The sequence below is a fragment of the Ulvibacter sp. 2210JD10-4 genome, assembly GCF_058148525.1.
Genome location: NZ_JBYVJZ010000004.1, coordinates 109,415 through 127,697, shown reverse-complemented (window position 1 = coordinate 127,697; position 18,283 = coordinate 109,415). Strand labels below are relative to the sequence as shown.

At 35.1% G+C, this 18,283-nt stretch carries 22 protein-coding genes and 1 pseudogene; 3 read left to right on the top strand and 20 right to left on the bottom strand.

Translation table 11 applies throughout. The features are described from left to right. Positions 1-10: 10 nt before the first annotated feature. The 11 genes from ACY2RT_RS10655 to ACY2RT_RS10605 form a co-directional block, all read right to left on the bottom strand. Entirely contained in the window at positions 11-808 is a 798-nt protein-coding gene (locus tag ACY2RT_RS10655; protein ID WP_490155899.1) for an MBL fold metallo-hydrolase, read from the bottom strand. 168 nt (positions 809-976) lie between these two features. Further along, positions 977-2,275 (bottom strand): Na+/H+ antiporter NhaA, encoded by a 1,299-nt coding sequence (gene nhaA / locus ACY2RT_RS10650; RefSeq protein ID WP_490155898.1) that lies wholly within the window; start codon positions 2,273-2,275, stop codon positions 977-979. 198 nt (positions 2,276-2,473) lie between these two features. Then, positions 2,474-2,917, bottom strand: coding sequence for a YybH family protein (locus ACY2RT_RS10645; protein WP_490155897.1), 444 nt, complete (start codon positions 2,915-2,917; stop codon positions 2,474-2,476). A 63-nt stretch (positions 2,918-2,980) separates the two neighbouring features. Beyond that, positions 2,981-3,805, bottom strand: coding sequence for a cyclase family protein (locus tag ACY2RT_RS10640; RefSeq protein WP_490155896.1), 825 nt, complete (start codon positions 3,803-3,805; stop codon positions 2,981-2,983). 240 nt (positions 3,806-4,045) lie between these two features. Then, complete coding sequence (locus ACY2RT_RS10635; protein WP_490155895.1) at positions 4,046-4,405, bottom strand: nuclear transport factor 2 family protein; 360 nt, start codon at positions 4,403-4,405, stop codon at positions 4,046-4,048. A gap of 30 nt (positions 4,406-4,435) precedes the next feature. After that, the gene (locus ACY2RT_RS10630) at positions 4,436-4,804 is read right to left on the bottom strand and encodes a DUF1801 domain-containing protein (RefSeq protein WP_490155894.1); all 369 of its coding nucleotides are present in this window, start codon (positions 4,802-4,804) and stop codon (positions 4,436-4,438) included. A gap of 43 nt (positions 4,805-4,847) precedes the next feature. Next, on the bottom strand, positions 4,848-5,045 hold the full coding sequence (locus tag ACY2RT_RS10625) for a hypothetical protein (protein ID WP_490155893.1): 198 nt from the start codon (positions 5,043-5,045) through the stop codon (positions 4,848-4,850). Positions 5,046-5,066: 21 nt separating this feature from the next. Next, positions 5,067-6,053, bottom strand: coding sequence for a type II toxin-antitoxin system HipA family toxin (locus ACY2RT_RS10620; RefSeq protein WP_490155892.1), 987 nt, complete (start codon positions 6,051-6,053; stop codon positions 5,067-5,069). Further along, positions 6,050-6,379 (bottom strand): HipA N-terminal domain-containing protein, encoded by a 330-nt coding sequence (locus ACY2RT_RS10615; protein WP_490155891.1) that lies wholly within the window; start codon positions 6,377-6,379, stop codon positions 6,050-6,052. Before ACY2RT_RS10615 ends, ACY2RT_RS10620 begins: the two co-directional genes overlap by 4 nt. Then, a complete protein-coding gene (locus tag ACY2RT_RS10610) occupies positions 6,354-6,593 on the bottom strand; it encodes a helix-turn-helix domain-containing protein (protein ID WP_490155890.1) in 240 nt (79 codons plus the stop codon). The genes ACY2RT_RS10615 and ACY2RT_RS10610 overlap by 26 nt, the downstream gene beginning before the upstream one ends. Before the next feature lie 130 nt (positions 6,594-6,723). Beyond that, positions 6,724-7,401, bottom strand: coding sequence for a M15 family metallopeptidase (locus ACY2RT_RS10605; protein WP_490155889.1), 678 nt, complete (start codon positions 7,399-7,401; stop codon positions 6,724-6,726). A 257-nt stretch (positions 7,402-7,658) separates the two neighbouring features. Here ACY2RT_RS10605 and ACY2RT_RS10600 point away from each other — a divergent pair, with 257 nt between their 5' ends. Further along, the gene (locus tag ACY2RT_RS10600; RefSeq protein WP_490155888.1) at positions 7,659-9,197 is read left to right on the top strand and encodes a M91 family zinc metallopeptidase; all 1,539 of its coding nucleotides are present in this window, start codon (positions 7,659-7,661) and stop codon (positions 9,195-9,197) included. A 55-nt stretch (positions 9,198-9,252) separates the two neighbouring features. Here the strand turns inward: ACY2RT_RS10600 and ACY2RT_RS10595 are convergent, their stop codons facing one another. The 3 genes from ACY2RT_RS10595 to ACY2RT_RS10585 form a co-directional block, all read right to left on the bottom strand. Further along, positions 9,253-9,906, bottom strand: coding sequence for an NAD(P)-dependent oxidoreductase (locus ACY2RT_RS10595; RefSeq protein WP_490155887.1), 654 nt, complete (start codon positions 9,904-9,906; stop codon positions 9,253-9,255). A gap of 367 nt (positions 9,907-10,273) precedes the next feature. After that, positions 10,274-11,566 (bottom strand): hypothetical protein, encoded by a 1,293-nt coding sequence (locus tag ACY2RT_RS10590; RefSeq protein ID WP_490155886.1) that lies wholly within the window; start codon positions 11,564-11,566, stop codon positions 10,274-10,276. A gap of 264 nt (positions 11,567-11,830) precedes the next feature. Then, on the bottom strand, positions 11,831-12,919 hold the full coding sequence (locus ACY2RT_RS10585; protein WP_490155885.1) for an agmatine deiminase family protein: 1,089 nt from the start codon (positions 12,917-12,919) through the stop codon (positions 11,831-11,833). A gap of 217 nt (positions 12,920-13,136) precedes the next feature. On the opposite strand from ACY2RT_RS10585, the gene ACY2RT_RS10580 reads away from it, so the two are divergent. Beyond that, positions 13,137-14,117: a sensor histidine kinase gene (locus ACY2RT_RS10580; protein ID WP_490155884.1), complete on the top strand. Its 981-nt coding sequence runs from the start codon at positions 13,137-13,139 to the stop codon at positions 14,115-14,117. Further along, the gene (locus tag ACY2RT_RS10575) at positions 14,118-14,849 is read left to right on the top strand and encodes a LytR/AlgR family response regulator transcription factor (protein ID WP_490155883.1); all 732 of its coding nucleotides are present in this window, start codon (positions 14,118-14,120) and stop codon (positions 14,847-14,849) included. Between the two features lie 201 nt (positions 14,850-15,050). Here the strand turns inward: ACY2RT_RS10575 and ACY2RT_RS10570 are convergent, their stop codons facing one another. The 6 genes and pseudogenes from ACY2RT_RS10570 to ACY2RT_RS10545 all read right to left on the bottom strand — a co-directional run bounded on the left by ACY2RT_RS10570 (position 15,051) and on the right by ACY2RT_RS10545 (position 18,223). Next, the gene (locus ACY2RT_RS10570) at positions 15,051-15,800 is read right to left on the bottom strand and encodes a hypothetical protein (RefSeq protein WP_490155882.1); all 750 of its coding nucleotides are present in this window, start codon (positions 15,798-15,800) and stop codon (positions 15,051-15,053) included. Between the two features lie 19 nt (positions 15,801-15,819). After that, positions 15,820-16,572: a hypothetical protein gene (locus tag ACY2RT_RS10565; RefSeq protein ID WP_490155881.1), complete on the bottom strand. Its 753-nt coding sequence runs from the start codon at positions 16,570-16,572 to the stop codon at positions 15,820-15,822. Between the two features lie 172 nt (positions 16,573-16,744). Next, positions 16,745-17,164 carry a DUF6196 family protein gene (locus ACY2RT_RS10560; RefSeq protein WP_490155880.1) on the bottom strand — a complete coding sequence of 140 codons (420 nt, stop codon included), beginning with the start codon at positions 17,162-17,164 and terminating at the stop codon, positions 16,745-16,747. A 3-nt stretch (positions 17,165-17,167) separates the two neighbouring features. Further along, a pseudogene (locus ACY2RT_RS10555) lies at positions 17,168-17,422 on the bottom strand (avidin-fold protein); the annotation flags it as partial. 164 nt (positions 17,423-17,586) lie between these two features. Further along, complete coding sequence (locus ACY2RT_RS10550) at positions 17,587-18,048, bottom strand: SRPBCC family protein (protein ID WP_490155879.1); 462 nt, start codon at positions 18,046-18,048, stop codon at positions 17,587-17,589. Position 18,049: 1 nt separating this feature from the next. Further along, entirely contained in the window at positions 18,050-18,223 is a 174-nt protein-coding gene (locus ACY2RT_RS10545; RefSeq protein ID WP_490155878.1) for a Lacal_2735 family protein, read from the bottom strand. Positions 18,224-18,283: the final 60 nt, after the last annotated feature.

The following is an 18,283-nucleotide window of genomic DNA, read 5'->3' as shown; positions in this document are numbered from 1 at the left end:
AGGATTATTCTTATTTAAGAACTTCTACTCTAATAGTGTTATCAATCAAGCGCTTAAAATCGATCAAATCTGATTCGTTTTTAATTTCATAATGCATTGGTATGACTAATTCTGGCTTGACACGGTTAACTATTTTTGATGCCTCCATTGCATTCATTGTTAAGTTGTCTCCGCCTATTGGAACTAAAGCGATATCAATATTTTTAACTCTGGACATTTCCGGTATGTAATCTGTGTCACCTGCGTGATAGATTCTCAAGTCATTATCGAGAGTTAAAATATAACCCACATTTTCTTTCGATCTGGGGTGAGCTTTGATCCATAAAAAAACAGATTTGGTATTGTAAGCATGTGTTGCTTCAAATGTCAGGTTACTTGATTTTAGTATATCTCCGGGCTTTACGGTTTTGATCTTGTTTTTGAATTCCGAAAGCTTTCCAGACATATTTTTTGGGCAGATGATTACCGTTTCGGGCTTTATCAACTTTTTTATATCCTTTTTCGAAAAATGATCGGGATGTGAATGAGTTAAAAATATATAATCTGCTTTTTCCGAACTTCCAATTTCAACAGGGTCAATATAGATTATATTTCCATCTTTCTTTATTTGAAAACTTGATGGAAAGAAGTGCGACTTGTTTACTTTAATAGTACCCCAAGTGGTGATTTGAGTATTTTTATTGAATACATAATTTTGAGGTACGGGATTTCGCTTTTCGCTAACAGATACTTTTACCATGTTACAGCTTTGAATTAATGGAAACATTGCTAGAAAAAGTAAGAACCAATAATTTTTTTTCTTCTTCAACTTACTTTGTTTAGACAGATAAAAGTATTCAAAAGGGTAATTTTAAAATATGATTTTAGTCAGTTTAAGAAGTTTTAAAGAGGATATTCCGGTTTTTGGAATTATAATTTGGAAAGTTGTTATAAAAAGAATTTTAATAAGCCTTTAGCTGAGCAGTATAGCAGAAAGTCAAACCTTTTTCTTTTTCAACCTCAATACCATAAAACCGATCAATGCAGAAAGCAAGGACCCAATTAGTATTCCAATTTTAGCAGAGTCTATATAAGCTGGACTGTCTGCAAATGCTAAACTTGCAATAAAAATTGCCATAGTGAATCCGATTCCTGCTAAAAATGAAACCCCAACTATATGTGAAGTACTTATATCACTTGGTACTTCAACAAGCTTTAATTTTTTAGCTAATAGAACGATAGAAGTGATACCTATGCTATTTCCCAAGACCAAACAAATGATAATATTTCTTATTAAGACTATATCCAGCTCAACGCCACTGTTTATTAGTACTCCTGCATTAGCTAACGCAAATAACGGAATGATAAAATAGGCAACCCAATCGTGTAAACTATGTTCTAAATGTTGTAAGGGAGATTGATATTTACTGGTCCAGTCTTCCAGGTCATCAATTTGTTGAATTTGGTCTTTTGACAAAATGGGCTTATCAATAGATTCAGCTTGTTTAATATTATTAGTTATGCTTACAAGATTATCAATAAAAGCCGGGGTATTTATTTTTTGCCTAACCGGAACTGAAAAAGCCAATAATATCCCTGCCAATGTTGGATGTATACCGGATTTTAAGAATAATACCCAAATGATGATACCTAAGAATATAAGTAGGAATTTAGAATAATATCCTTTAAAGGATATTAAATATAAAACCCCCAGAAGGAGTAGTGCAACAGCCAAGAAAACTATATTTAGATTTCCGCTGTAAAATACAGCAATCGCCAATACAGCACCCATATCATCAACGATCGCGAAAGCAGTTAAAAATATTTTAAGGCTTAACGGAATTCTTTTCCCCAACAAGTTTAAAACTGCTAAAGAAAACGCTATGTCTGTAGCCATAGGAACTCCCCAGCCTTTCAAGGTTTCGGGATTTTGATTTAGTATAAGAAAGAAAACAACCGGAACTAACATTCCGCCTAATGCTCCAAAGAGGGGAAAAGCAACTTTCTTAACAGAGTTCAATTCTCCAATAATGAATTCTCTTTTGATTTCCAATCCTATTAGAAAAAAGAAAATTGCCATTAGGCCATCATTGATCCATAATAGTATGGGTTTATTTAGCTCGAAGCTTTCTGTTGTAAAACCAATTTTATATTGCCATAAGGATTGATAGCTATCGCCAAAAGATGAATTTGCCCAAATAAGAGCAATTATTGTTGCGGCAAGTAATAAAATTCCGCTAAAGCTTTCAATTTTAACGAATTTTTGAAATGGTGTCAGGATTGCTTTTTTAATCATCTGGTTTTATGTTCGCTAACTATATTACTTACAAAAGGTTTTACTTAAAACTCTTTGTCTGAAAGCCAAAGGTAATTAATACATATGAATTTATGACTTGTATACGCGATGAGAAGTAGTGCCCCTTCAAAATATTGATTTTAATAGATATTGACAAAGCTTTTAATACTGCTATGAGATAGAGAAACAATTTCAGTTTTAATCCCACACAAACTTCCAACTGCCGTCAGTTTGTCTTTTCCATACAGTATGGAAAGTTCCGGTATTTTCACGGGCAGTTCCTGTTGAATCTACTGAAGAAAATATATAAGTGCCATAAGTATATGCCAGGTCCCCGGAACTACTAACATCTATAAAATCCGGTTTCCATGTAAGAGTTTCGTTTGGCTTGCTGTCTTTTTGGTACCACTCAGCTATTGCCTGTTTTCCTTTGATCAATTTACCTTTTCTTTTGATGACTCCATCGTTTGCAGCATAAGTAGCAAATGCTTTAGTGATTCCTTCTTGTTGTGCAAGGTCGTTAAACTCTTTTTCAACGAGCTCAATTTCCATTTTCCATTTTTCTATAGTATTAGAACCTGAAGTATTGCAACCAGTCATAAAGACCAGAAAACAAATTATTAAAACGGTGGTAGTTTTCATTGTAAAAGAATTGAGGAGTGATACATATACTAACTTTTTTATATTGTAGATTAATTCTACGAATTAATTATTCAACAGAGCAATAATCCGTAACGGTGCGCCACTCCCTCCTTTAATCTTCATAGGCAAGGCGATTACTTCAAAATCTTTGGCAGGTAATTGGTCAAGGTTGGTAAGGTTTTCGAAGGCAGGTATATTTTGAGAGAGGAGTATCACATGACTCTTAAAATATTGAGATTGTCCGTAATCAATGCTAGGGGTATCGATCCCAATAGCATATATATTACGATTTTCAACCAACCATTCTGCCGCTTCCGGAGAAAGTCCGGGAAAATGTAAGAGCTGAACGGCATTTTCACCACGCTCATCTGTACCCAGATATTTTACTTTGTCCGGATAATATTCCGAAAAACCTGTTTGCAACAGAACAATACTTCCATCTGGAATTTGAATATTCTCCTTATTTTCCCAATGGGTAAGGTCTTCAATAGTTATTAAATAGTCGGGATTATTCATCGCCTTAGAAGAAACATCTATTTTTATTCCATTCCCTATTAAATTCTCCAGAGGGATCTCATCCACGGTCTGTCCCGTTTTTGAAAAGTGTATGGGAGCATCTATATGAGTTCCTCCATGCTCTGCTGTAGCAAAATTATTGGCAGCATAGTAATAACCTTTGTCTGTTTGCCCCGCAAAAACAGTATCGAGTTCAAATTCCTTTGCAGTTACCCAATAAATGGTTTCTTCCGAAAAGACATGGGTAAGATCAATGATCCGGCTCTGCGAAGATTCAGTTTGAGCTGTAGCAGATTGCTCTTGTGTTTCACTTTCCTGATTATTACAGCTTACAATTATAAAGGGACAGATTAATAGAATAATGATTTTCATTTTAGAGAATATTTTTAGATAGGAATGGCTCATGGCAGGTCTGTATATAGTTTTGTTCTATTAGAACTAAGTTAGTAAAAAGCAATAAATCAATTGTTCGTTTATAAGAATTTTTGACCTTTGAGTTGTTGTTTTATAATGGTTTTTAATTATTTAATTGGTCAACCAATTTTCCGGCAGCTACAATATCACCTATTATTTTGAGTTTGCTGATCTTTTTTTGTCTTCATATTCGTTCAATTATGAAGGCGGTACTGGCAAATTATGCATTTTCAAAAAAGATAGTTTATCCCAATATCCACGTTGGAATTTAATTTTTCCAACAATTACTTGAAAAAATCCACAGCCTCTTAATCCTAAAGGATCTTTCCATTCTAAAATTGCCCATTCTCCATCCTCAAAAAGATTTTCAGGAATACAGGTCATATCCGCTGTATTGAACTCATTTATAAACATTTCTTTGATAGCCTCTTTTCCATTAACAGGTTCGTTGGCTACTTGATGATTTATAGCATCTATATGGTAGAGCTCTGCTAATTCTTCTGCATTACCTTTATTGAATATTTCGACCCATTTTTTTATTACCTCTTTTGGTTTCATGTTGTTTTGGTTTTAGTCAGTTCCAGGCTTCTATTTAATTACAATCGTTCCATTTTTGTATAAATTCAATGCATCATTTAAGAGCAATTTAATTGTATCTATTGGCAGGTCCTTTTTCGGGTCTACCCTGAAGATTTTCATTCGTGAACGGTCACCGGTTTCCAATTGGGGGTGATGAAGGTGTTTTCCCTCTACCATGAGAAAATAAGGCTCATTACTTTTTTTGTCAACCCATAAATAACAGAACATTTTTCCTTTATAACAAAAACAGGGCATTCCATATTTGCGCGTTTCCGTGATATCATTATCATAATTTAGTACAATATCCCGCATGGCCAACAAACAACTTTTATTTGGCTCTTGCTTCTCAAAATAGAAATTGTCATTTTGATGTATCATTTTTTGTTGAGGTTTATAATTTTGTTGCTATGCAGCATTGAGGCTACTTCGTTAGATCCAAATGTTTTTTTGAAATTTTATTATACTGCCCTTTTGTTATAAAGACTCTATGATGAAAGGGATCTGTTACTTTTTGCACTGCTAAGGTATCTCTTTGGTCATAATCCCAATGAAGGACTTTCTGTGTTTTTAGGTCCAGATCGATAAAGTACCGGGTATTCTTATCTTCTTTTTTTCTCATTCTGAATATTTTTTCATTTTATTAAACCTTCATCAACTGTTTTAAACGCCCCAGATAAGACTGGTGGTAGTTTCTTTTCGATTTTTCACTTAGGAAGGATGCTGCTACCAATTTTTCAACAAATTCCGTTTGACTTTGCATTGTCACTATAATATCATTAGAAATCTTTTCTGTAATTCCTGCTTCTGCTGCAAGAACGGCAAATTGTGCAGCAATTTTTCCCTGTGCTAAATTTCTGGGCAAAAGACCATCTTCTAATGCAAAGTCTCTATCTTCAATATGAATACGGCTATTCAACAGATCATACGCAGGACTTAACCGATAGTCACCCATTGGAGTTTCGAGCAAGGAAAAGTTTTTAAAATGGGCATCTCCATTTGAAAAGAGATAGTTGAAGAGTATTATTCTGAAAAGCTTAGGAGCTTCCAGTCTATAAGCCGGGACATAGGTCTGCATTAATTGAAACAACTCTAAATAATTTCCTAAATACTTATAATGCTCTCCATGAGTTTGAGGTGTTCTGCCTGCCAGTGATGCAAAATCATCCTGCCCCAGTTTAGCACCCTCCTCATGTATGTCAAAACGTTTAGTTATGTAGGCAGGAGCGCCATTTTTAAAAAATATCAGTGCGTTTTCTGCAGTTTCTATGCCATATGCTTGACGGGCAATTTGCATGGTGAGATGCTCATTGGCAGGCATCTGGTCCGGCCTTCTGCCTGCATTGGGAATAGGCTTCAGAATGTATGAACCACGCTCTCCTTCAGTGATAAGCCTCAACTTATTTTTTTCAAGTAGTACAGAAAATTTTTCCTGAACACCGGAAATGGAAATACGTTTTCGATTCTCTTCAAACAGTTCGTCTGTTTCAGAATTGGATGCCGGGGAATCATACGGTAGTATATGATGCACCTTTTTACCGTGAAATACTCTTTTCAGGCAGGTTCGACTGTAAGTATCAAAACCTTCAGCCAATGTCCCGGGACAAAATTTTATTTCAGGTATATTCATGGCTTTTCAATTTTGACTACCCTTACCGCACCTATGCTATCGGTTTTTGCGGTAATCATTAATAAACCGAAATAATCATTTCGGTCAATACGATTATATTTACAAACTACTTCTTTATTAGACCCTTCCGGCAGCATATTGTAGAAGAATGGAAACAGATATTCTGAATGATATTCTTGCCGGGTTTTAGACAGCGTAAGGCTTATGCCGGGTTTTTTATCGTCTGCTACCCAAATATCGTGATAACGGAATGTAAATGAACCATCATCATGTTGGGTCAATATACCGGCTTCTTCATCCTTAAATACTATTTTCGCCTGTCTCATTTGTTACGGATATTTCTTTGATCTTTAAGCAGATTTCCATGCCCAACACATCTGCTAATTTCTGTAAGGTTTGCAAGGTGGGGTTTCCTTTTCCGCTTTCAAACTGTTTTAAGGTCCTCAAGCCAACTCCGGAGAGTTCTGCCAAGGTCTTTTGAGTTACCTGCATAACCTCCCTGCGTTCTTTTATGGTCGTTATTAACTCTTTTAAGTGCATTTTATGGCTCTTTTTTATGCAAATATATGATAAAAATTAAAATATGCAATAAAAAGTGCTATATAAAGCACTAATTAATAAATTTTTTATGATTTACCGTAGCTTTCGAAGAATAGTGCATTATAATGCACTATTTGAGTTGTTTTATTTCTGAAAATTGAATATTTTGAATGCGATACCTTTTCCAGTCCTGATAATCAAAATGCCACCATTCATATTCATAAACAGTGAAACCGTGTTCTTCCATTATGTTTCTTAACAAATCCCTCATTTTTCGTTGTTCCTCTGTACCTCCTTTATAATTGGGATAGGAACGCTCGGTCATTTCATCATATCCACTTGTCATGGGGACTTGTTTTCCGGAAGCAATTTCATATAGGGTTAGGTCTATAGCACATCCCCTGTTGTGTCTTGACCCATCTTTGGGATTGGCAACAAATTTTCTATCTTCCTTTGGAGTGATATCCCAAAATGTTTTGGTTACGCTCCAGGGGCGATACCCGTCAAAAATAATTAACCCAAAACCCATGGGCTTTAATTTTTTGTTTACTTCTACAAGAGCCTCGGCTGCAGGGCGTTGAAGAAATGCTCTTGCCTCCGTATAGACCGGCCGGCCTACAAAATTATTGTTAGAAGCGTACCTTATATCCAGTTTGAGAGTAGGATCGAGTTGGATCAATTCAACCAGGTCAGATTCTTTAAAATTACCCGTTTCACGAGGCGGGCCCACTTTGCAACTGTACAGGAACAACAGGCAAAATAGTACCAGTACACGGAGTAATTCAATTCTTTTTTTGTAGTTAAGCATATAAGTGAAAAGACCCCTTTTGGGTTTATTAAAATAGCACGGCTTGATGGCTCTTTTATATTTAGGGACTAAGTTAGCAAAAAGGAACAAATCCATTGTTTAACAACGAGGGTTTTCCCGTTACGATCAACGAAATTTCAATATTGCTAAAGAAACCAAGAAATGATAATTAATGTTGAATAGTCTTTGTGTGCCGATGATTTTTTTATACTTTTAGAAAGCCTTTAACCCTTGAGACTCCCCTTAAATTCATACTGATGCATACTCATATCGAAAAGGCGGGGAAAAAGGGCCCTTCACAATTTCCGGGAGAAAAAAATCTGCAGAACCTTCAAGGCGATGCTACTTTTTCATTTACAGATAACAGACCTGAAGCTATTGCCCAAAGAAAATTGCAAGAGCGTGCAAATAGCAGCCCCCGTGTCAGGCAGGCTTTACAATTACAGGCTAAAGCAAATGCAAAAAATGGCTTTAATGGGCTTCCTAATGCTAATCTACCCATACAATTAAAATTGGATGGGGGACTTATACCTGTACCGGACTCTGTGTATGATCCTATGGGTGAAGAAACAAATGCAGAAAAGGAGTGGAGGTATTGGAGGGAAGAGATATTTGTGTATAATGACTTAGAGAGAACACTGAAGGGTGATTACTTATTGGCTAAGAGGGACGGAACCTTTGAAGCAAAACGAAAAAACCTTCAAACACGTAACAATGTATTGATTAAAAAACTGGCTGCTTTTGAGCGACGGCTCAACCTGTGGTTTACTCATACTCCAGGCTCTATGGATAATAAAGAGATGCTGAAACTGGTCGAACAGGTCCAGCAGGATCATCAAGAGGCAATTGTACTATTGGATGAATTATATAGAAGTGATGACGAACCTCCAACGTGGGAAGATTTTGGAGTAAGTGCAGGAGAACATGAAAGAACGCTTAGTTGGTATTGGGACCAGCTCCGGGATGGCAGCGGATTGCTAAAGATAGATACCAGTGATGCGGAAACATCTATTAAAGCTAGTTTTCCACCCCAGATCAAGGCGATGTATGCAAGATTGTTATCTATTCCTTCGGGACGTGTTTTATTGCATGAGATTCTTACCAATGAGCATAGACATACCATTAAAATTACACCCAGACATCCTGATGAATATCGTGGAGGACCGGCTTATGCACTTCCCCACGATTCTACTTCAGCCAGTCGTGAAGATGTGGGCAGTGCCTCCAATGTTATGGTAGGAGCCGATATGAAAGATACTGAATTGGTAGCTTATGACGAGGATAAGAACAAAATTCTGGAACCTGCCTGGATTGTTCTTGGACACGAGCTAATTCATGCACTGCATATAGCACGGGGAGAAATGTCTGAGGGCTATTCATCGGATGATGAATATTTTGCTAAAAAAGAAGGTAAGGGAGGTATAGATAAGCTTTCTTCGGTGTGGGATGAAAAAGAAGAGGAACTAACCATTGATAAACTATCTGATGAACAGGTTGTTGCTATTGTTAAATCAAAACCGGAAATCCAAAGTGAGGTAGGGCAATTGATCTTGATTGAACAACAGAATCCTTTTAGAGGAGAAATTACAATAGATGATCAAATTAAAATAGCCCGCAAAGTAGTTTCCCGGCACTATGTAACGGAGAATGACCTTAGGGAACAGGTATCTCTAGCGGATCGTAAGGATCATTCCGGAGAATGGATCTATGATAAACAACAACTGGAACAGCTAAGGATGCATGGTCCTCTCAAGATCACGCCACCGGTCGATAAATCCGGATATACTTCTCTTTAATGAGATTAGGTTAACAAAATAAAAATAGTTTATACGGTAACTGACAATACTATTTTCACCCGGAAATCACAGGTGTTTTTCCTATCATATTGGTATTATCGATACATGCTACCATATATTTGGCGACACTATTCCTGTTAATTGTTAAACGAGGTTTGGGTGTATTATCATAACTTTCAATGATTTTCTGTTCTTTTTTTCCGTTTGTCAACCCTACCGGCCTAATAATTGTCCAATTTAAGAGAGATGATCTTAAAAGACTTTCTTGCCGTTCGTGGTCCTTGTATGTAACACCAATAGCACTGTTTTTAATAAGCCATGTAAACCAAATAGGTATATCTTTTTGGGTTTCGGCAACACCCCAGGCCGAACATACAATAACTCTTTTTACTTGATGTTTTTCGGCAAGCTGTATGAGGTCTTTCATTACTTCCGAAAGAAATTTAGGTGGTGTTCTTAATGAAGACCAGGGAAAATCTGTTTTACGTGAAATGTTCAATACGTTAATGATCGCTTCGCAGTTTATCATGGCATTTTCCAGATCTGTATGTATTTCCGGAGAACCTTCATAAATAGTTACCTCTTTAAGGTTTGTATCCAGTTTTTGCGGATCACGAACCAAACAATTAACCTCATAACCTTTGCTTACAGCTTCTTTTAGGACTAATTTCCCTGTCCTGCCTGTTGCGCCGAGGAGTAGTATTTTCATGTTTTAATTGGGGGTGTTTTATATAGTTTATTAATTTCTCCTCCTATGTACAGAGTAATTGTGCGTCTTAAAACAATTTCAAATAATGTACTCATTGATTGTGTCTAGTGCCAAATTAACAGAAAAAAAATAAACAACTCACAACTCTTCAACTCACAACTATTTCTTTTTGGGGACCCTTAGCTTTTTTATTTTTTCAAGGGATAGGCTCGTAAACTCAGAAATTTTCTCTTAATAATATATTGAGATACACCTATAAAGAGGAGAAAGGTAAAGATTAATTTTTAATATCTAATTCTCTATTCAGGGAAGGATAGATATGATAAAGCTTGATAGAGTGAGGAAAAGAGATTATTATAAAGGAGGATCAAACTCCTTTTTCCCATTGATGGTCTTTAGTCACCTTGTTCAATATAGCAAATTGTTCCAAAAGTTTTGCTGCATGACCGGGTTCTAGCTTGTTTTGTTTACGCATGATCGCAATATCCTCCAGAAACGACAGGCACCTTGTCGCCAATTTTAAATCGAGAGCCGTCCTCGCTTCCCTATACATACAGTAAAAACCATTCTGTTCCCGCATAGAAAACCAAGTCTTTAGCTTATGGTACTCTTCCATTGTCACCAGGATTTCTACACTTTTTACCTCATTAAAACGTGGAATACCGGGATTGCCATTATCTTTTGATATATAGTTATCGCTTTTTTTACTCTTATATCGTTTCTGCCCTTTCAGGCGCTCTTCATTTACTCTACGACTCTCATGTCTTGGAAGTAGTTTCTTATGCTTTGATTTAGGAAATCGGCCCACAGATATTTCATTCTCATTAATTTCCTTCACTGGAAGATCACCCGCCATTTTAATGACATCCGGTGCCTGCTCATTAAGTTGCTCGTGATGCTGTTTTATATTTATGGGCGTGTCTTCACCCCACGCATATTCATATATCGAGTCTCTCTTGTGGGATTTTTCGCTATAATCTTCCATCACCATATGCCCCGTTCTATCAATAGCTTCAGTACTGTTGTACCATGCTTCAAACCTTATCGCGACATGACTTTGTCGTGTTCGTTTGCCCGGTATTTCACTTAGGTCATGTGCTTTTACCGGCTCGTTACCTTCCTCATTAAACCTGAACGTATGCTCTCGTATGTATGTATCCTCTCCCGAAGTGTCAACTTTTTCCATTCCATTTTTTTCATATTCATCTATTTTATACCAGCGGTACATGTGTTCACCTCTTTTGTCGTAGTCGTCCACAAGTTCCTGATTAGGGCCTCTACGTGAGATGACCCGATCATTTGGGTCCACGTCTAGCTTGGTTTTAGATTTGATAAATTCTCCTTTTCCTCCTTTCATTAGGGACTTACCTTCTTTTTTAACTAAATGCGTACTACCCACAGCAGTAGCAGCTTTTAACTGTATGGCCATCCCGTTTAATTGATCTGTTTGTGAACTATGGGTAGCTATTTCCTGAAATGCTGCTAATTGTGTTACCTGGCTACTATTGCTTGCCATTCTCTGGAGCTTTCTTTGAACAATGGTTTCGGGGCGATTGTCTGTAAATTGAAAATTAGATGCTTCATCACTTTGTTTTTGAAGAATCTTATGGGTAGCCGGTTGTTTCTTGTCCGGGGGTGTTTTATTTGCATGAATTGCCATAATTATTTTTATTATGTATAAAATAATTGGATATCATGTACTAAGGGAGAATGGTAAAGATAGAGATTAATTCTTAATGCCAAGTTCTTTTTCAAGGATCTCCTTTCTCTTGGTTAATCTTTCTATTCTCTTTTTATCTTGCCACTTCCAGACAAAGTGGCCAAGAAAACAGGCAGAGGTGGATAATACCGTAGTGATCACTACAAAAGATGTATGATCATAGATCATACATCTTCTTCATTTATTAGACTTTGTTCCCTGGCTTTATTTTGGCTGTTGTTGGGTAACGCAATGAATTGCACCTCCATCTTCCCATAATTCGTTAACAATGATTCCAACGACTTTCCTTTCCGGATATAATCTTTGAAGAATAGCATTAGCTTCTGAATCTGTAGGTTCATTATAGTTAGGGACAAGCACCACTTCATTTCCAACATAATAGTTCATATAGCTTCCTTCTACACTTATCGCAATGGGCAATTCTACTCGGGTATATAATTCACCATTTGCATTTTTAGCAGTCGATAAAACTTCATATTCATTAGGCGAAAGCATATATTCTTTAGCATGAGTTAAAAGGATATTTCCCTGTACAAACCTGGCAAATCCATCAATATGGTAGTCTGTAATATCCTGACCGGCTATTCCGTCTAACCAAACAAAATTAGTAACGCCTAAATAGTGTTTAAAGAAAGTCTCTGCTTGTGCCTGTGATAACCCCGGATTTCTATTATCATTCAAAATGGAACTCCTCGTAGCCATTAATGTGCCTTCTCCGTCCACTTCGATCGCTCCTCCTTCAAGTACCATGTTAATATCTATTTTTGAAACATCAATTGCATTGCTGATATGAGAAGGAATTTGATTGTCATAATGAAAACTATGTCTTCCTCCCCATCCATTGAATTCCCAATTGGTAATCATCAAGTTGTTATTTTGGTCATGGACGAAAATAGGACCGTTGTCCCTAACCCAAACATCCTCGGTTTTTTCAATAAGAAAGTCAATTTGGCTCATATCTACACTGGTATTTTCCAAAAGCTGGGTAATTCTATTTTTCTCCACTTCATCATAAGCGACAATATGTACTTTCTCTCCTGTATGTAAAGCTTTGGTCATGTCAACCCATATTTGGTCATATCTATTAGGATGTTGTTCACCATAGGTGTATTTATGTGGCCATTGTAACCAAGTACCTTCATGTTCTGCTTCTTCACCTGGCATTCTAAAAGCGATAGTATCATTTGGCGGTGAAATTGTGGGCAAATCCTCTATTGTATCTTTATCGCAGCCCGTAGCGATTGTTAAGGATAGTATTAAAACACTGCTAAAAAGAACCTTTTTGATTTTCATAATTTATAATTTTAGTAAAACAATAATTCGAAAGTACTTCAACCCATCCCATCGCTAAAGATTTTTCCACCAAAGCAGCTTTTTTGGGAGTATAAGACTGAACCGTTGGTTTTTCCAATTAAATGATATTTCATTCCTTAAATCTGTACTTTCATGGATTATATTTATTTCTTTGAGGATATACTAATACATTTAGGGAGTTCAATTTAGTCCAGTTATGAAAAAAATTGTTGTTTATCATATTTTGTTATGGCTCTTCATCTTTGGGATTATACTGGATTCTATGCTATTTGATTATGAATGGAAAGAGGCCATTTTCTTTAGTCTTTTAGAATGTAGTATTAATGCTTTTATAGCTTACGCAAATTTGTTTTTTTTCATTCCGAAATTTTTTGAAAGAAAGGGAAAACTTGTTTACATCATTAGTATAATTGTTTTTTTTCTGCTCCTTTTTATTCCTTACTATCTGTTAGATTTAGGATATTATTTGCTGGATCCCTTACCTCACAGAATTATTTTTTCTTTTACCGCTAACTTTATCTCTTTAATTTTAATTTCTTTCTTGTTTTGGAAAGTCAATCAATATGAACTGGAGAAAAAACGAAGTTTAGCGTTGAGTAACCAGAAATTAAAAACCGAGCTATTACTTTTAAAATCTCAAGTAAGCCCACATTTTTTATTTAACACTTTAAACAATATATATTCTTTAAGTATTGACAAGCATGACCATGCACCAATAATGATTGAAAAGCTATCAGAAATTTTAAGGTACCTTATTTATGAAGGCAAAAAGGAAACCGTGCCATTGGAAAAAGAAGCCGGTTTGGTTAAAGAATACATAGCTTTACAATTACTAAAAAAGATGAAAGGAGCGGAGCAGATAAAACTGACTATTGAAGGGGTTGAACATCATCATAAAATTGCACCACTAATTTTGGTTAATTTAGTAGAGAATTGTTTTAAGCATGGCGATATTAACTATAACCCGAATGGTTTTTTGCAAATTAAGCTCACGATAGAAGATGATGTTTTATATTTTAAAACTAAAAATTCCTTTCAACAAAACAAAAAGGATGTAGGGATTGGAATAGCCAATATTCGAGAGCAATTGAAACATAGTTATCCAAGTATGCATCAATTTGATATTCACAAAGAATTGACGACGTTTGAGGTGTCATTAACCATAAATCTACTCTAATTGGAAAAGTATAAATGTTTAATTGTCGAAGATGAGATTTTGGCACAAAATCTTTTGAAAAATTACCTTTCAAAAATTCCTGACATTAAGGTAGTAGGTACTTGCCAAACTGCCATGGATGCTCTTTCTTTTATTAAAAATGAAACTATTGATATATTGCTGCTGGATATTCAAATGCCTGACTTAACCGGGATTGAATTATTACGAGTCATTCAGCCGCTACCTTTGACGGTATTAATTACTGCTTACTCAGAATATGCTATAGAAGGATATGAATTGAATGTTGTCGATTATCTGTTAAAGCCTGTAAAATTTGACAGGTTTTTTCAAGCTATTGCAAAAGTGCTGGAATTGTTAAATCAAAAAAAGGACAAAAAAGAAATCTCTATTCCAGATACCGATATTGCATCTGACTATATTTTTGTAAAATCTGACTATAAGGCTATAAAAGTAAAATTTGAAGAGATATTATATATTGAGGGTATGCAAAAATATGTGCAATTTAAATGTAAAGACACACAAGTAACCACTTTATTGAGCCTGTCGAAATTAGAGGAGATCCTACCGATAAAAAATTTCCTGCGAATTCAAAAATCATTTATCGTCAATTTGAACCACATAATTGGTATTGAGGGAAACCGGTTGGTCATGGTCAATAAGGACAAGATACCTTTTAGTAAATCTATAAAATCACATTTAATTCAACTCTTAGATAAGAACAAGCTCCTTTAAATATCTTTTTTGTAGAGCATGTATCATTTTCAATAAAATACAGCAGTCTTGTGTATGATTAGTTGTGTGGATTAACACTTATCCGCCTTTTGCGGAAAATGCCAAACTGAAAATCCGTAAGGAATTCCCAAAAGAACAAGCAACCTGCCGGAACAACTCTGTCGGGCTGGTTAATTATATACGGTGTTGTGGTGTCGTTTTTTATTCAGTTTTTTTGTCTTCTTCTATTTCAGGCGGTGGTAAATAAGGCACAACTTCCCAAAATGATATATTCAGTTCTAATTCAGTTTTTAGTTTGTCATATTCTTGAGTTAAGTCCGTTAGGAAATTTTCAATTCCGTCAACTTTTTCGTTCCGATTGGATTTGATAATCGTAAAATAACTTTTTATAACATCAGTTTCGTCTTCTACTTTAAAATAGGCAAAATCATTCTTTAAAGTCCAGGCTAAAGAATCCATATTAATTTCTTTGCTAGAATGGTCTTTATAAAAATTACCTTTTGCAAAAGAAACATAGTGTTTTCCATCTGGGTCAAAAATCATCGGTTCGCAATGTTCAATAGGATAGATGTTCCGAATTAGATTATTATCTTTAATGACTATATTTGGAATACTATCATTGCAGGTTATTTCACGAATTCGGTCAACGAGTATTCCATAATTCTTAAATTCTGATAATTCAAGAGATACATTTAAACTTCCATTTTCGTCTTTTAGAAATCCATAATTCCTTTTTTCAGTTTCTTGCTTTCCACAACTTGCCAAAAGCAGTATAATTATCAAATATTTGGCAAATTTTAAATTCATTTCAAGAGTTTGTTTAAATGCACCACAACGGTCTAGTGTATGGTTAGTTGCGGTGGCTAGAACTAAGTTATCAAAAGAAAATGAACCATAGGAAATTCCGAAGGAATTTCCACGTAGGCGAGAACCAGGCAATTTTTTATACACGGCTTAAGTGTACAGTTTTTTAATAGCTTAATTCCTTTATATAATTCAGATTATGTACTTTTTTTGATTGAGAAATTTCGTTTATATTTTCAAAAATCATTTGTACTTCCTTTTTATTATTCATCCAATTATCAATACTCTTTGCACCTTTAAATTCGTCAATATTGTCATAAAACCAAACTAAAGTCATAGTACTATAAGCACCTAAAGAACCTCGATTTCCTTCGAGTGGATAAGGGTACTTGGTTTCTTTTAGAATTCTAACCAGTTTTCTGATTTGTTCATCAAAGACATCAATTTTATCCACTTTAATTTTGTACTCAATCATTTGGGCAAGTGGAAACTCAGAAACCGAAATTTGCTTTACTGTACTCCATGGTAACACCATTTGTTTGATGTAATTTCTGTCCGATGTAATTCCGAGATGTTTTATTGATTGGATTGCTTTTTCGAATTCAATTCCGACTTTTTGATTTTGAAAAGCGACTCTATAATCTTCAATTGTTAGGGCGTCTTTGATCCCATTACTGAAATTAACGATTAAATATTGGTTCGAATCCGATTTGTATAGCAACCAATCGTAATCTTCTTTGAGTTTAATTCTCCTGGCTAATTTGGATAAAGAATTCATACTTTTTTCAAATTCCAATACGTCAGTCGAGTCAACGGACAATAAGGTCAATTGTGTATGAATCTCTATATCACTTTCTTTGATTGACTTTTGTCCTAAGACAATAAAGGGAATGAATAATATGATAGTTAAACTTTTCATTATTAAAATTGTACACAACGTGTTCGTGTATGGTTTCGTTGCGTTAGAGCTAAGTTAGCAAAAGAAAATGAACCATAGAAATTCCGAAGGAATTTCCAAAGTAGGCGGGGACAAGCAACCCGCCGGAACAACTCTGTCGGGCTGGTTGCTTATAGCCATTGTTGTGTACAGTTTATGTTCTTAATTCGTGAATATAACTGATTATCTCGTCTGCTATTTCAATTGGACATCCATTATAATCAAATATTCCTCCTGAGTTAGAATTCTGACCACAAGTAACAAATATTCCTGAACCGAATTTTTCCTTAATTTTAGTGGCAAGCCAGCCAACAAATCCACTATTGTCCAATCCGGATTTAAAGTGAAATCTGAAAATTTTAAAATTTTCAGTACCTTCCTTTTCAACCGGAACCAAAAGACTCCACACCTCGTCATCCCTAACAATTGCCAACGCATTAGGATCCATTACAAAATTATTTAAAGGTAACTCTCTGAAATAGTATGGCTCTTGATAAACCTTAAAGTCTGAAGATTTCAATACTCTTATTAATCTTTCTTCAGTTTGCTGTTTACTTTCTTTACTGATATACATTGACTACAATTCTTTAAATATATTTACTCCAATCTCTTTTCCACTTTCGGAAGACATTTCAAATTCCTCTGTTAAAATGAGCTTATCATCCTTATATGAAATTTTGCAAACGGAAGTTCCATGATCCATCATTGCATTAATTCTAACCTGACAATAACTAAAATGTAATTTGTTGTTTTTTACATTACCCACTAAATACCCTCTTCTAATTTTCCCTCCTGAATATTTTGCGGAAACTAATTCTTGATCTTGGGTAAAATCAAAATGGTATCTGAATTCACAATTCCATTTGGAGCGGTTCTTATCACATTCATTCTAATATTTTGAAACATTTATCAGGTTTAATTGTACACAAGGGTTTGTGGATGAAACTTAGCCCGCTAATAGGTGGCTATGATTTCATATCTATTGTTATATGCTTTTTATTTTTTAAATAGTTTGTTGAGGACCTCTTGTCGATAATCAAATATCTCTTTTAACTTTTGTTTAATAATGATTCTATTTGCAATGTTGCCCAAAACACCAAAAGGTGGTTGATAACTTAATATATCTGACATTAAGGTGCCATTTTCTTTTTCTTTTAAAATGTGTTGATGATGCCATAATTTATAAGGCCCAATCCGTTGTTCATCTACAAAATATTTTTGATGTTTTATATGAGTAATTTCGGTTACCCAAGTGGTCTTGATACCCAATAAGGGCGATACTTTATAAGCTATGATCATACCTTCGTACATTTCATCCAGTTCACCCTCGGAAATAATATCAAAGCCCATATAATCAGGCGTAATTTTTTTTAAGTTCTCGGGTTTTGATATGAAATCCCATAAAACTGAAACAGGTTGATTAAAAAATTGTTCTTTTTTTAATTGATAAAACCCCATGCTATTTTTTTGAGTTTAATATAGATATTTGTTTCAAAACTTCCTCAGCCTCTGCTGTTTTGGCATCACTTTCTTTTCGATTGACATGGGAAAGTTTATAGGATTCTTCCAGTAGCTTTTTGTACTTCATTTCTAATTTTTCTACTTCCGACTTCTTTTTGAAAATATTGAACATCTTTTATTTTTTTATGGATGAAAAGCCAATTAAAATGATCTATTTTATCATCTGTTTAAT